The organism is Tenuifilum sp. (genome assembly GCF_037481895.1).
In the GTDB taxonomy this organism is placed as follows: domain Bacteria; phylum Bacteroidota; class Bacteroidia; order Bacteroidales; family Tenuifilaceae; genus Tenuifilum; species Tenuifilum osseticum.
In genome coordinates this window covers 67,873-82,083 of record NZ_JBBFKU010000003.1, presented here as the reverse complement: position 1 = coordinate 82,083, position 14,211 = coordinate 67,873, and the positions used below count along the sequence as shown (strand labels likewise).

The following is a 14,211-nucleotide window of genomic DNA, read 5'->3' as shown; positions in this document are numbered from 1 at the left end:
AACCTTTTAACCATTTTAGCGTTAAACCGATAAACACTTTTAGCAGTTAGCAAAATGGCTCAATACACTATTAGGCAAATGGAGTTGCTCTCAGGAATAAGAGCATCTACCATAAGGATGTGGGAAAAGCGCTACAATATTTTTTCACCCCAACGAACCGACACCAATATCCGCCGCTACGACGATAACGATTTAAGGTTTATCATTAACCTATCGTTACTGCTTAAACGCGGCTTTAGGATTAGCAAGCTGGCAAGCATGTCGCTTGAAGAGCTTTCGGACCTAGCCTCCAAGTTTGTATCGGACCACCGCATGGGCAATATCAACCTTGAACCCATGATTACAGCCACCATACAGTACAATGAAACCGAATTGCTAAAACACATCAGCGAATGGTCCGAGAAGCATGGAATTGAGTATACATTTGAGAATCTGGTTCTGCCCTATCTCCAAAGGCTTGGCGACCTATGGCAAACCGGAGCAATAACTACAACACACGAACACTTTGCCAGTAACGTAATTCGGAATTTACTTAGCCACCTTTACCGCACCTGCAAACAACCCGAAATTGGGAAAACAACACCAATCATCTTCTTCCTACCCGAAGGCGAATTCCATGAGATTGGACTACTATATTTCGCCTATATAGCAAAAAATGCAGGCTATAAGACCATTTACCTTGGCCAATCGACACCAATCGACGATGTTATTAGGTGCTCCAAGGACTTAGGCTGCAAAATGGTGTTTACATCGCTTTCATCGTTTGTTAGTGCCGATATGGACGAGGCCTTTGAGCCCATGAAGAAGGCATTACCCGATGTGGAGATTATTGCAACCGGACATGCTTTTACGGAGAAAAGCGGTCCATCGTACCTTACCTACGTTTCATCGGCTCAAGACCTGATGAAGATAATTGCCCGACTCGACCCAACAATAATTAAGTAACCACCCCAAATAAGCTAATTAACGTTATAAATCCCGCCCCTGGCGGGATTTTTTCTTTGCATGCTATTTAGACAAATTCATTCAACGCCAACCAAAACAATCAAGTTGCCATAAACTTATTTAGAACCCATAAAAGTTTTGTATCAATTGATAAATATCATCTTGCACATTGTTTAGATTAATTCTAAATTTGTTTCAACAAATTAATTTTAACTAGTCCAAATAAAAACCAAATCATATGTCACAGCAAGAATTCAACCAAGCACTCATAGAGCTGGAGCCAAATCTGGAGCGATTTGCATACAGTCTCACAGCAAACCGCGAGGATGCTCGCGATTTGTTACAGGAAACTTACCTTAAAGCTTTAACCTACAAGGATAAGTTTGAGGATAACACAAATATCAAGGCGTGGACATTTACTATAATGAAGAACACCTTCATAAACAACTACCGCAAATCGGTAAAGCAGAGCACCACCTTTGATGGCAGCACCAACCAATTCCTAATAAACAGCAAACCCGACAGCTTTGGCCCCGATGCCATGTACTCGCACAGCGAGATAAGCAAAAAGATTAATGAGCTCGACGATGAGTTCCGCATCCCCTTTCAGATGCACACATCGGGCTACAAGTACAAGGAGATAGCCGAAAAGCTAAACCTTAAAATTGGTACCGTTAAAAGCCGAATCTTCTTCTCCAGGCAAAAACTGATGAATGTTTTAAAGGACTACGAGTAGGATAATTCGGTATCCGTCCCGAAAAGAGCGCTACTTGTGTAGCGCTCTTTCATTTTACAAAAGCGATTACTTACACGAACCCAAAAATATCTTAAAGTGGAAATAATGGAATTGCTATATTTGCAGTAAACATAAGGTGTAATGCAACTAAAACTTATTGTAATCACATTCTTACTTTTCCCGCTCACATTGGCTTCGCAGCCGGTGATTGACGTATACTTTAGTTCCCTTGCACCCGAATCGAAAGGCCCATCGTTCAGTAAGGTGGAGGAAGTACATGAGTTGCTTATTCCCAAAAGCGGAACTCCGAGTTACTTTAAAATAGTAAAACAGTACAACTCCAACGGGAAGATTGTTAGCGAAAAACGTTACAACAAAGCAGGTGGAATTATGGGTGAAAGCCAATGGGAGTATAATGCAAAAGGTGAACTCACCAAAAAGGTAAACAGGCAGTTCATGAATTTTAAGGGATGGATCAACGAGCAAATCCTGCTAACCTATAACGACACCTCTGGAGTACTTGAAGAGATATCATTGTTTTTTGAGAATCAGCTTAAACAACGGGCACAAGTAATCCCCGACAAAGACCTTAAAATTACCGAGGTGCTGGTTTTTAACGAAAAAAACGTGCTAACCGGAAAGGAACGGATTGCTTATCTCCCCCAAAACAATACTATAAGGGTACTTAGCTACAAATCAAACGAACAGTTTATAGGTGCAGCCACCTACCCACTCGACCCTAAACTGCCTGAGCCACCTTCAGCCATAAAGCGCGAGTTTAACTCACACGGCGATATTGTGCTGGAAGCACTCCCCAACAGTAAAATGGAGCAGGGTTACTTTTACGAGTATACATACGACAGCTACGGGAATTGGACTGAAAAACTCACCTACCAATGCAGGGTAACCAAGAATAATAAGGTTAGGGATAAAAAGCTAGAGTACAAAATCACACGAAAGATTAGCTACTAACTCCTAAAACCCTGGCCTTACCCCATTTGCTCGCCCATTACCAAGCAAGATCTATTCTTTAAAAGAATTTTATAATGACCAGTTGCTAGTTTTGTGCACGATATTGCAAGTGCGGCGTAATGGACAAAATTCAGGCTATTTTTTAGATAATCTGTTCTAATGGACATTTTTCAGGCTTTTTTAATTTTAGGTGATTTTAAAAAGTTGCATTAAGTTAATAGTCTTACGTTTAAATGTCTGGTAAGCATAAACGGGCTTGCCTGGAGAGTAACCTGTAAGGAATACCCGAATTGTCTAACATAGATTTTCTTGAGGGCTGGCACTTGTTAACCATTAATATCGACTATTCCAAGAGCAGATGCCTTATAAAACCCATTTAAAAGCATTTCTTTTTGTTTTCAGCTTGACAATTTGAAAAAAAGCAAATTTTTCATTCAAGGCTTTCAAATTCTCCAAAGTTCGATAGTTATTGGAGTTAAGCGCCATGTCAGCCTGAAATATGTCCATTAAGCCGCAAGTGCTAAACTTATCACTTATCAATCAATTTTCTCAACAAACTTTCTCGAATCTATTGCATTTTAAAATAGGCTTAACTGCATATTTCAGAGTTAATGAACTATGAAATTTTTCTAAAATGGCCCAAGTTTTCTGGCATCCTATCATGAAAGCCAACGGGTAGTTTCACCAAAAGGGATTGATTTATAAACAAGATCCATAAAAAGTTTAAAAAAATCCGTTTCGTATTTTTACGAAATACAAAATATTTGTATACTTGCCAAGAATTTTTTGGAGAAAGATGAAAAGTAATTATACCGAGGAACAAGTAAAACTGGCGCGTTACGCCAAAGCGCTTAGCCATCCAGTACGGGTGCAGATACTCCAGATACTCTCGCAGCAAAGCTGCTGTTACAGCGGCGATATTGTAAACGACCTGCCAATAGCCCGCAGTACGCTATCGCAGCACCTAACTGAGCTGCGCGAGGCAGGCCTGATACAAGGGGAGTTCAATCCGCCCAAAATCAAGTACTGTATCCGCCCCGAGGCATGGAATGAAGCCCGTAAAATATTCGACCGTTTTTTTAATAGTAATACCTGGGAGGCTGTAAACACAAATTCATGTAGCACAAATGCCGGAAAATCAAAATAATAATGTTAAACCATTAAAACTACAGTCAATGGAAATAAAGGTTTTAGGAACAGGATGCCCCAAGTGCAAGGCACTTGAACAGGCTACCCAGAATGCAATTAATGAGCTAGGAGTTCAGGCAACCATCAAAAAGGTTGAGGACATTGTGGACATAATGAACTACGGAGTTATGCGTACCCCAGCGCTTGTTATTAACGAGAAGGTTGTTCTATCGGGCCGAGTTCCCGATGCTAAGGAACTAAAGGAAATTATAACCAAAAACCAGCAGTAAATATGAAAGCGCTAAAATACTTTTTGCTTGCAGTGGCAAGTTTTACCATTGCAAGCTGCATGGGAAATTCGGGCGAAAAAAACACTATTGCAAGCACCGATGGCAGTGGTAATCCTGTTACCGTTTACTACTTCCATGGTGAACATCGCTGTCCAACTTGTATAACCATTGAAAACGAAACCAAAGCCACCTTTGAAATAAACCTAAAAAAAGAGTCAGAAGAAGGAAAGGTAGAGCTACAGGTTATTAATGCCGACGAAGGACGAAACAAGCAGATTTGCGAAAAGTATGGAGTATATGGTTCATCGCTGCTGCTTGTAAAGGGCGATAAGGTGATTAACCTAACTAACATGGCATTTGGAACAGCACGTCGCAACCCCGATAAATTCAGGGAGGAGCTATCCAACGAAGTTAAAAAACTCATCAAGGGTTAGCCATGGATTTCATTCAGGATTTCATTTACAGCTCGAACATTCCAATACTAACCGCTTTTTTGCTAGGGTTGGCAACGGCCATAAGTCCTTGCCCCCTGGCAACCAATATCACCGCTATAGCATACATCAGTAAGGATATTGAGAACCAACGCAGGGTATTTTACAGCGGCCTGGTTTACACGTTAGGCAGAGCCATTACCTATACAACCATTGGGCTGTTATTCTTTTTTGGTGCGAGCCAATTTAAAATAGCCGGCTTTTTAAATAAGTACGGTGAACGTATAATTGGACCCGCACTTATTATTATTGGTCTGTTCATGCTCGATATCATAAAGATTAAACTGGGCGGGACTGGAAAACTTACTGAAAATTTTGGAGAAAAAGCCAAAAGCGGGAACTTTCTTAGTGTACTAATTATGGGAATGGCTTTTGCTTTAGCCTTTTGCCCCTATAGCGGAGTGCTCTACTTTGGAATGCTAATACCCATAACAATATCCAGCGCTAAAGGGTTATACTTACCGGTTATATATGCACTTGGCACAGGTTTACCGGTTATCATATTTGCATACTTTATTGCATTTACAGTACATGGCATTGGGAACCTATACAATAAGGTAAAAACCTTTGAGCTATGGTTTAGGCGTGTAGTAGCCGTTGTCTTTATAGGCGTTGGAATTTACTACCTAAGCATTTTTCTTTTATAGTAATTTTAAACGAACCTTGAAATGGAAAACAAAAAGGAATTACAAGTACTGTTTTGGATAATATTCTTCTTTGCATTTGCCTTTTTCATGCCGGTTGATAATACAACCTTCAGAACAGCCATTGATGCCACGCTTGATTTAACGCGTTGGTATGCCCGTGAACACGTTGTGCTATGCCTGCTGCCAGCGTTCTTTATTGCAGGGGTTATTTCGGTTTTTGTGAGCCAAGGCTCAGTTTTAAGGTACTTTGGGGCTAATGCAAAAAAATGGCTTGCCTACACTGTGGCGGCAGTATCGGGTACCATACTGGCGGTTTGCAGCTGCACCATTTTACCTCTTTTCTCCAGTATACACAAACGCGGAGCGGGTCTAGGGCCTGCCATTGCCTTTCTGTACTCCGGCCCTGCAATCAACATATTAGCCATTATTCTCACAGCCCGTATTTTGGGCATTGAAATGGGTATTGCCCGAACTGTTGGGGCTATTGCATTTAGCGTAATAATTGGCATAGCCATGTCGCTAATCTACCGCAAGGAAGAACAAGCTAAACGCGAAGGACAAATGAACATAGTTCTACCTCCCGAAAAACGACCCATGTGGCAAACTTCATTCCACTTCTTCACGCTGGTACTAATACTTGTTTTTGCCAACTGGGGAAAGCCTGCTGCCGACGATACATCGAGTGCATGGTATTACCTATATACCTATAAGTGGTACATTACCGGGTTTTTCGGCCTATTGCTCGCTTACTCTTTAATCTACATCCTTAAAATAAAATGGCAATGGGTAGCCGGAGCTATTGGTGCCACATTGTTGTCAGTAATACTGGCTAATATATACATCGCCGATCCCAAAGTACTCCCGCTTGTACCCATGCTGGTAGGGATTATTGCTTTAGCCTTTATCACCCTGAAGGACAAAAATGATGACGAGAATAAGGAATGGACAATAGCCTCGTGGGGATTTGCAAAGCAAATCATGCCACTGCTGGCAGTAGGGGTGGTTACTGCCGGATTCCTACTTGGATCGACACACGATGGAAAAACAATAGCTGGGGTAATACCCAACGAGTGGATTGCCTACTTGGTAGGTGGCAACTCAATATTTGCCAACTTTTTTGCATCCATTGTAGGGGCATTTATGTACTTTGCCACCCTAACCGAAGTTCCCATACTTCAAGGGCTACTTGCTTCCGGTATGGGTAAGGGTCCTGCTCTGGCTCTACTCCTTGCAGGGCCATCGCTATCGCTACCCAACATGCTTGTAATCAGAGGCGTGATTGGCACAAGGAAAACGGTAGCTTATGTTTCGCTTGTTGTAATTATGGCAACCATTTCGGGCCTTATATATGGCTATTTCTTTTAGCCATGAAAGATTTTGATAATTTCATACGTAAAGCATGAATTGCACCATCACCGGATGTGGAAAGCATCCGGTATGGTTGCAATTGATGTTCTAAAGCCAATCAATTTCACATATAACCCGAATCTTAATGGGGAAATGCAAAATCAGAATTGTGTTTTTTTTGATTTCAATTTAAAACCCTCAAATACAATATAATGATTGGGTTAACCATAATGGTTTCTGTACTCCTAGTGATATCGTTGCTTACCGATGCTCTAAAGACCATTAAAGGTGTCACTCGGGGTCTAAAGATGTTTCTCAAATTGTTGCCAGCTCTGGTTACAATGCTGGCACTGGTTAGTATTATGTTCTTTATCATTCCAAACGATACTCTGGCCAGCCTAATAGGGAAGGATTCAGGCATTAAAGGCTACTTTATTGCTGCAGTCATTGGTTCGGTATCGCTTATCCCAGGATTTATTGCATACCCACTTTGCAAAATCCTTATTGTTAACGGAGTTGAATACTCCACGGTCGCAATATTCATCACCACCCTTACAATGGTAGGGATAATAACCCTTCCGGTGGAAGCTAAGTTTTTTGGATGGAAGGTAAGTATCCTTAGGAATGTTGTAAGTTTTGTAGCAGCTATGGCAATTGGTATTATAATGATTTTTCTTTTATGAAAAATATAATAAAATACTTCCTCCCTATTCTCTTCCTATTATTTATAGGATTTTCATATTTGAATGACAATAGAGTTGGGGAACAAATTGCCTTAAATTTCTGGATTTTTTTTAAGGAGATGATACTCTTCCTTCCATTGATGTTCATTCTTATAGGACTTTTTGATGTTTGGGTGCCCAGAGAAAAAATAGAAAAACATATTGGTGAGGACTCGGGTTGGAAGGGAACACTCCTGGTTATTCTTTTGGCATCGCTACAGGCTGGCCCACTTTACGGAGCCTTTCCCTTTGCCTATCTACTCTGGATTAAGGGCTGTAATATCAAAAACATATTTATTTACCTTGGGGCATACTCCACCATAAAAGTACCAATGCTAACCTTTGAGATAGGATTTTTGGGGCTCAAATTCTCGCTGCTGAGAACTCTAATAACCCTGCCAATATTCATACTCATTGGCTTTGCCATGGAAAAGTACTTAAAAGGGAAAAAGTTTGAAGTTAAACAACCATAACAATAAAGTTAGTTATGAAACCAGCACTCCTTGCAGCACTTGTATTTTTTTCAAAATGCATTGCAACTGCTCAAACATCCGATTCCACATTTAAACCAAATGGTAAACCAATAATACAGGTTTTTGGTAATTTCGATTACAACGCCACCAACAATGCAAAAAAAACCTACGGATTTTGGTTTGGCCGTGCACACTTTGGCTACGAGTACCAGTTCAGCAAGCAAATTTCGGGTAAAATTATTATTGATGCGGGTCGCCCCACCACAGTTGGACAGATTGAAGTGGAGGACACATCAGGCAATAGCCTTGATGTTACCAATAAATCGAAGGAGGGCAGCTACTACACAATGACCCTTAAGTTCGCATCCATTGAATGGAAACCCAATAGCTTTGTTAGAATACAGGCTGGCGGCGTTTTGCAGAACCATTACATCACTCAGGAGAAGTTTTGGGGTTACCGCTACGTTGCACCTACCTTTCAGGATAAGTACTACGGATTACCCAGTGGCGATTTGGGAATAATCGGATATTTTAGCCTTAACGAGATGCTTGGTTTTGATATTGCGCTAACCAACGGCGAGGGCTTTCGGTTCGACCAGGATGAATATGGCGATGTTAAGATAGCCGGAGGCATTGATTTTAACCCAATAAAAGGGCTGCAAACCCGCTTTTACACTGATTACACCAAATCCGACAACCCGCTAAAACCAGCAGAGCAACAGCTATTCTCGATTTTTGCCGGCTATAAATTCGATGATAAGTTCAGAATTGGCGCCGAGTATAACTACCGCAAGAATCATTTAAACATCAATAAACATAACCTTTACGGATTATCGGTTTACGGTAGCGTTTCCGTTGTAAGGAATGTGGAGCTATTTGGCCGTTTCGACCAGCTACAGGCTAACACCATAAATGGAAATGCACAAAGTTGGTATTACAGCGGGATTGGGAATGCTTACATTGCGGGTATTCACTACAACCCGGTGAAGGGGGTAAACATTTCACTAAACTATCAGGGTTGGAAACCCAAAGAAAGCAGTATTAATTTTCAGAACCACTTAGTGTTAAGCTTTGAGTATAAACTTTAATTATTCTTTACATGGAAGACAATAAAAAATCAGGATGCCTTTGTGGCGTTGATGAGTACATGGTTTTAGCCTGTTCGGGCGCTTGCGATTTAGGACAAGTAACCGATATGGTTGCCCGCAAACTCAGAGATAACGGCGTACGGAAGATGAACTGCCTTGCAGTGGTTGGAGCAGGAATAGAGCCGTCCATCGAGGCCTTCAAATCAAGAAACATTCTTATGCTCGATGGCTGCCCCACCGATTGCGGCAAACGCATATTGGATAAATATGGTTTTACCGATTATAAATACTTTAGGGTAACCGATTTGGGTTACAAAAAAGGACAAACCCCTGTAACCGAAGAGGTAGTAAATAAAGTGTACGAAAAGGTTGAAGTTATTTACTGATGCAAGCTTTTGAATGGCTTTAGATGCCAACTATTCATCAGGAAATAATATTGGTTTCAACACCATGACGAGTAGAACACACCAAATCAAATCAACAACCCATTATTGATAACCCACTGGAATTAACAACATTAATTATTCAAACGCACAAGATAATGCTTCGCCCGTATTTTAAGAATAAAGTAAGAATAATTTTTTCGCTAACTTGTTTAGCTTGCCAGCTTGTGCTACCAACTTTTTCAAATGCCAAAACAGGAGGTGATTCAACCCTTTTAGAATTCAATCTTACCCTACGCGAGCGTTTTGAGGTTTGGGATGGCATGAATGCCAAAAATTACGGTAATCCCAATGGTGTTGGCTCGCTAAACGATAAATTGTTGTTTCAACGAATTATTGCGGGCTTCACGTTCAAACCCACAAGCAAAATCGATTTTGCGGCTCATATTCAGGACTCAAGGGCTTTCGGCTGGTCGTTAAGGAACTCGGAGTATCCCGAGCTGTTCAGGGTAAAGCAGAAGAATACACAAGAACCCTACTACACCATGAACCCCAACGAGGAGTTTTTTGAGATTTACGATTTGTACATCGCGGTAAAAGAGATTTTTAAGGGGGTAAGCCTGAAAATTGGCCGACAAAAGATTTCGTTTGGCGACAACCGCATTTTTGGCCCAGGGGAGTGGGGAAATACTGGTCGTTGGACGTGGGACGCAGTTAGACTTTCCTATAACAACAAGAATAATTCGTTGGATGTGTTTGGCGGAGGCACCAAAACTCACGACCCCGAAAAGGGGGCAATACTATTTACCGAAACCGAACATTGGGGTGGCGGAGCCTATGCGCATATCGAATTTGGTAAACTTGCATTGGTTGAACCATTCTATGCTATCAAAACGCAAGGCTCAGCCGATTACATCCGGGAACAAAGTTTTACTAGGCATTGGATTGGTGCTAGAGTTTTTAGCGATGAAGTAAATCGCTTTAAATACGATTTTACCCTAACTCAGGAGTTTGGACACGAAAACGGAAAAACCATTAACGCTTTTGGCATAATCGGTTTGTTGGGGTATCAGTTTCATGGCCTACCAGCAAAGCCTACGCTATGCTTGAGGGAAACCTTTGCAAGTGGTGGAAATAATGACGATACGAGGGTTCGAACTTTCGACCCTGCTTTTGGGGCAAAGGATAGTTTTTACGGACGAATGAACATCACATCTTGGTCAAATCTCGACGACCGCGAGGTTGTATTGTATCTTACCCCTTCAAAAAATTTAAAAATGGAAATGAACTATCACTTTTTCTACCTCCCATCACCTGAAAATAATACGCTGCTTGGCACAATGAATCTTCAAACTGGCAAACATCACCTTGGCAATGAGTTTAACATTTTTGCCAGTTACAATGCTGGCAAACAATTTCAGTTCGTTGGGGTGTTCGGATATTTTTGGGCTGGCGACCTTCAACCCATCAATGGAACAACTGCTCAAAACTCCAACTGGTTTGCCGTGCAAGCCATTTTTAAACTCGATAAAGAAATATTTGCAAAGCATTAAATGAAATAATAAATTTAATAACCTAAAGTGATTGATAACCTTAAAAAACCAAACTATGAAAATCAAACTAACCCAAAACGGAGAATGGCACTGGCTTACTGGTGGGATAGTGGTCTCACTACTATCCATTGCCACATATGTGCTATTCGAAAAGTTAAGCTACAAGGATTACCCCTTTGGCATTACTGCTGGTGTAGCCTACATTGCTGCAAGTTTTAAGTATGTTTTTGTATCGCTTGCCGATAATCCTGTAATTCAGAAAAATTGGACCAGTCCAGCAGCTTTTGTTGAGTTTATAATGCTGTTTGGGATAATTCTGGGCGCATACATTGGTGCAAAGCGTAGTAAAAACTACTCCCCAGAGGTAATTCCTGCTGTTTGGGAGAAATACCATGGCACAAACGTATGGAAACGTTTTGGGGTAGTGTTGCTTGGAGGTTTCTGCTTAGGATTAGGGACCATGCTGGCTGTTGGTTGCACAACAGGTAATATCCTGCAGGGCTGGGCTCACCTGTCGCTTGGTAGTATGGTGGCTGGAGCCTGTTTCTTTATTGCCGGAATTATTGTTGCAAAGTTACTTTACCCTAAAGCTGGAGGACGTTAATCATGTTACTACAAATTTTAATTGGATTGGCAATAGGCCTAATATTCGGCTATGCGCTACAACGTACCGGGGTTACAAAGTACCCAAGGGTAACAGGGATGCTTCTGCTAAAGGATTTCAAAATCCTAAAGTTCATGCTAACAGCAGTAACCTTTTCGATGATTGGTTTTTACACCCTTGGAAGTTTAGGTGTGATTGAACTACATCCTAAAGCGTTAGATTGGGGCAAAGTGGTTGGCGGGTTAATTTTTGGAACAGGGATGGGCCTTCTTGGTTACTGTCCAGGAACGCTGTTTGCCCGTATTGGCGAAGCCAAAAAAGACGCATGGGTAGCACTGCTTGGAATGGTTCTGGGAATTCTATTCTTTGCAGTGAATGTGAAGTTTTTCAAGTCAAACCTGATGACCAAAAACATTAATGGCGATATATCGGCAGCGCTGGGCATAAACCAATGGATAATTGTTCCTATAGCCGCATTGGTTTTTGTTGGCATTATCTACATTGCCAACAAGGTTGACGATTTTAAGAAAAACTTTTAAGTGGTAAGCCATTAATCCAAATTCTTTACACTATGTTTAAACATGCTATACTTGGCACCGACCTTTCAAAAGCATCCTCTACGCTTATTGAATCGTCGGATGAATTCAGCAGAATTGGCATCGAAAAAATCACCCTTATTCACGTTATTGACCTACGGAACACAAAACTTCTGGGATCGTTCACTCTTGAAACAATTGAAGAGTCGCTTACTAATCAAAAGACCATACTCGAGGGGAAGGGCTTTGATGTTAACGCTGAAATCATATATGGGATACCCAGTATTGAGATTGAAAAGAAGCGGAAAGAGGTATCGGCCGACTTAATCATTGTAGGATCAAACGGTAGTAACTGGAGTGGTACGGTGCTAGGCGAAAATGCATCGGAAATTCTCCATAACATAAAATCACCGGTTTTGCTGATAGTTCTTAAGCAAACCAAATCGCTCGACGAGATTCTTTCCAATACAAGTTTTTTTAAGTTTGAACAATTAGTTAAACATTGGCAAACATTTGAACCCGATTGGGAGTTGTATTGCAAGAACATCACAGAACACGTCCTTTTCCCCACTGATTTTTCAAACTTTTCTGAACATGCATTTGAATGCTTAATGGAGCAACCCTTTAAAATTAACAGGTTAACCTTAATGCACGTTCAGGATGAGGTTAAGATTGGCCCACACCTGGAGAGCAAGCTGGGCGAATTCAACAAAATTGATGGTGAACGCTTACACAGGTTAAGTCAAGCTTTTAAGCAAAAACACCCCGAAACCGAGGTTTCAATTAAGCTTGTTTATGGTAAACTCAAAAATGAAATTGTTAAAGCAATTCAAACCGATAAAGTAACCCTGACTGTCATGGGTAGTCAGGGGAGAGGGTATTTATCTGAGATTTTTCTTGGAAGCGTAAGCCATCATGTGGCAAGGCATGCCGACTCCCACGTCCTGCTTATACCATTGATTTGCTAAAGAAATATATTCCAGTAAAGAGTGCCAAAAGTTGAAAAACATCAGATTGGCTGCCGATTTTTGTGTTAGATTAAAATATCTATCTAGATTATTAACCATTAAGGCTTAAAAATCACATCAAACAGTTAAACAAAATGAAAACACAAGTTGGATTTATTGGCGCAGGCCGCATAAGCAAAATTTTTCTGGAAGCATGGGAAAAAGCAGGCCTAACCAATATCAGTTTTACAATATTTGATATTGATGAGAGTAAAATGTCAACCCTAGCTGAGCGATACCCAACAGTTACCAAAGCAAATAGTATAAGTGAGTTAGCGAGTGATTGTTCAGTAGTTTTTTTGGCTATTCATCCCCCTGCCTTTAAAGATGTAATGCCTGAACTAAAAAAATGTAAAACTAAACCCGAGCTTATAATCTCGCTTTCTCCCAAAATATCAATAAGGCAAATAGTTGAGATGGCTGGTTACGACCATATAGTCCGTTCAATTCCCAATGCACCATCGGTGATAGGGAAAGGGTTCAACGTCTATGCACCCGCTCCCAACCTTGCTAACCATTTGCTCGAAAAGGTAGAGCATCTTTTTAAACCCCTAGGTAAATTAGTTAGGGTTGATGAAGAATTGCTTGAGGCCTATGCCACAATTACAGGTATGGGGCCAACATACCTTTGGTTCCTTTTTGAGCACCTAAAAAGCCTTGCCCAAAAAATTGGTATTCCCGAACAAGATGCAAAGAATGCAGTTAATGAAATGATTGCCGGATCGGCGGATACATTACTCAAATCAAGCTTAAGTTTTGAAGAGGTACTTGACTTAATTCCAAGCTATCCGATGAAGGCCAGGGAAAATGAAATCACAAAGGTTTACAGCGAGGTTATTGAATCGTTGTATAGCAAGCTAAAAATTTAGCAACAATGCTGGAATACGAAATTACTGCTGTTTCAAACTCGGGAGGCGATGCGAGAGTGTCAGCTAACAAATCCTTTATCCCGTTCGATGCCACCTCAGGCCGACATGACCAACTTCCCAACCCAGCGGAACTTTTACTATCCTCATTGGCAGCATGCATGCTTAAAAATGTTCAGCGGTACTCTGAGATGCTTAATATGCCATACCGTAAAGCACGAGTAAGAATTAAAGGCACTAGAACTGATAACCCTCCATCAATGGCGAAAATAGAGTATGTACTGGAAATTGATACCGATGTTGATGATCGGAAACTGGAAACCTGGCATAAAAATATTTTGAAGTTTGGTACCATCACCAATACACTTATGCGTTCATGCCATTTAACCGGCAAAATTTCCAAGTGGAACTCGACACCGTAAA

The 14,211-nt window shown here is 41.0% G+C and carries 18 protein-coding genes; all 18 read left to right on the top strand.

Annotated features, from left to right (window positions below; translation table 11 throughout):
- Positions 1-54: 54 nt before the first annotated feature.
- On the top strand, positions 55-945 hold the full coding sequence (locus WHS63_RS01755; protein ID WP_369489306.1) for a MerR family transcriptional regulator: 891 nt from the start codon (positions 55-57) through the stop codon (positions 943-945).
- 238 nt (positions 946-1,183) lie between these two features.
- Positions 1,184-1,681, top strand: a complete 498-nt coding sequence (locus WHS63_RS01750; protein ID WP_369489305.1) for an RNA polymerase sigma factor — start codon at positions 1,184-1,186, stop codon at positions 1,679-1,681.
- 141 nt (positions 1,682-1,822) lie between these two features.
- A complete protein-coding gene (locus WHS63_RS01745) occupies positions 1,823-2,653 on the top strand; it encodes a hypothetical protein (protein ID WP_445203617.1) in 831 nt (276 codons plus the stop codon).
- A gap of 796 nt (positions 2,654-3,449) precedes the next feature.
- Entirely contained in the window at positions 3,450-3,800 is a 351-nt protein-coding gene (locus WHS63_RS01740) for an ArsR/SmtB family transcription factor (RefSeq protein ID WP_445203616.1), read from the top strand.
- A gap of 28 nt (positions 3,801-3,828) precedes the next feature.
- Entirely contained in the window at positions 3,829-4,071 is a 243-nt protein-coding gene (locus WHS63_RS01735) for a thioredoxin family protein (RefSeq protein WP_445203615.1), read from the top strand.
- Positions 4,072-4,073: 2 nt separating this feature from the next.
- Complete coding sequence (locus tag WHS63_RS01730) at positions 4,074-4,505, top strand: nitrophenyl compound nitroreductase subunit ArsF family protein (protein WP_445203614.1); 432 nt, start codon at positions 4,074-4,076, stop codon at positions 4,503-4,505.
- Positions 4,506-4,507: 2 nt separating this feature from the next.
- Positions 4,508-5,209, top strand: a complete 702-nt coding sequence (locus WHS63_RS01725; protein ID WP_445203613.1) for an aromatic aminobenezylarsenical efflux permease ArsG family transporter — start codon at positions 4,508-4,510, stop codon at positions 5,207-5,209.
- Positions 5,210-5,230: 21 nt separating this feature from the next.
- Positions 5,231-6,574 carry a permease gene (locus WHS63_RS01720; RefSeq protein ID WP_445203612.1) on the top strand — a complete coding sequence of 448 codons (1,344 nt, stop codon included), beginning with the start codon at positions 5,231-5,233 and terminating at the stop codon, positions 6,572-6,574.
- Positions 6,575-6,768: 194 nt separating this feature from the next.
- Positions 6,769-7,239 (top strand): permease, encoded by a 471-nt coding sequence (locus tag WHS63_RS01715; protein WP_445203611.1) that lies wholly within the window; start codon positions 6,769-6,771, stop codon positions 7,237-7,239.
- Positions 7,236-7,751, top strand: coding sequence for a permease (locus tag WHS63_RS01710; RefSeq protein ID WP_445203610.1), 516 nt, complete (start codon positions 7,236-7,238; stop codon positions 7,749-7,751). Before WHS63_RS01715 ends, WHS63_RS01710 begins: the two co-directional genes overlap by 4 nt.
- 14 nt (positions 7,752-7,765) lie before the next feature.
- A complete protein-coding gene (locus WHS63_RS01705) occupies positions 7,766-8,839 on the top strand; it encodes a hypothetical protein (RefSeq protein ID WP_445203609.1) in 1,074 nt (357 codons plus the stop codon).
- 11 nt (positions 8,840-8,850) lie between these two features.
- Positions 8,851-9,225, top strand: coding sequence for a putative zinc-binding protein (locus WHS63_RS01700; protein ID WP_445203608.1), 375 nt, complete (start codon positions 8,851-8,853; stop codon positions 9,223-9,225).
- Between the two features lie 155 nt (positions 9,226-9,380).
- A complete protein-coding gene (locus WHS63_RS01695; RefSeq protein WP_445203607.1) occupies positions 9,381-10,775 on the top strand; it encodes an alginate export family protein in 1,395 nt (464 codons plus the stop codon).
- A 55-nt stretch (positions 10,776-10,830) separates the two neighbouring features.
- Positions 10,831-11,379: a YeeE/YedE thiosulfate transporter family protein gene (locus WHS63_RS01690; protein ID WP_445203606.1), complete on the top strand. Its 549-nt coding sequence runs from the start codon at positions 10,831-10,833 to the stop codon at positions 11,377-11,379.
- Between the two features lie 2 nt (positions 11,380-11,381).
- Complete coding sequence (locus WHS63_RS01685; RefSeq protein ID WP_445203605.1) at positions 11,382-11,918, top strand: DUF6691 family protein; 537 nt, start codon at positions 11,382-11,384, stop codon at positions 11,916-11,918.
- Positions 11,919-11,950: 32 nt separating this feature from the next.
- Positions 11,951-12,883, top strand: coding sequence for a universal stress protein (locus WHS63_RS01680; RefSeq protein WP_445203604.1), 933 nt, complete (start codon positions 11,951-11,953; stop codon positions 12,881-12,883).
- A 134-nt stretch (positions 12,884-13,017) separates the two neighbouring features.
- Positions 13,018-13,791, top strand: a complete 774-nt coding sequence (locus tag WHS63_RS01675; protein ID WP_445203603.1) for a pyrroline-5-carboxylate reductase family protein — start codon at positions 13,018-13,020, stop codon at positions 13,789-13,791.
- 5 nt (positions 13,792-13,796) lie between these two features.
- The gene (locus WHS63_RS01670) at positions 13,797-14,210 is read left to right on the top strand and encodes an OsmC family protein (RefSeq protein ID WP_445203602.1); all 414 of its coding nucleotides are present in this window, start codon (positions 13,797-13,799) and stop codon (positions 14,208-14,210) included.
- Position 14,211: the final 1 nt, after the last annotated feature.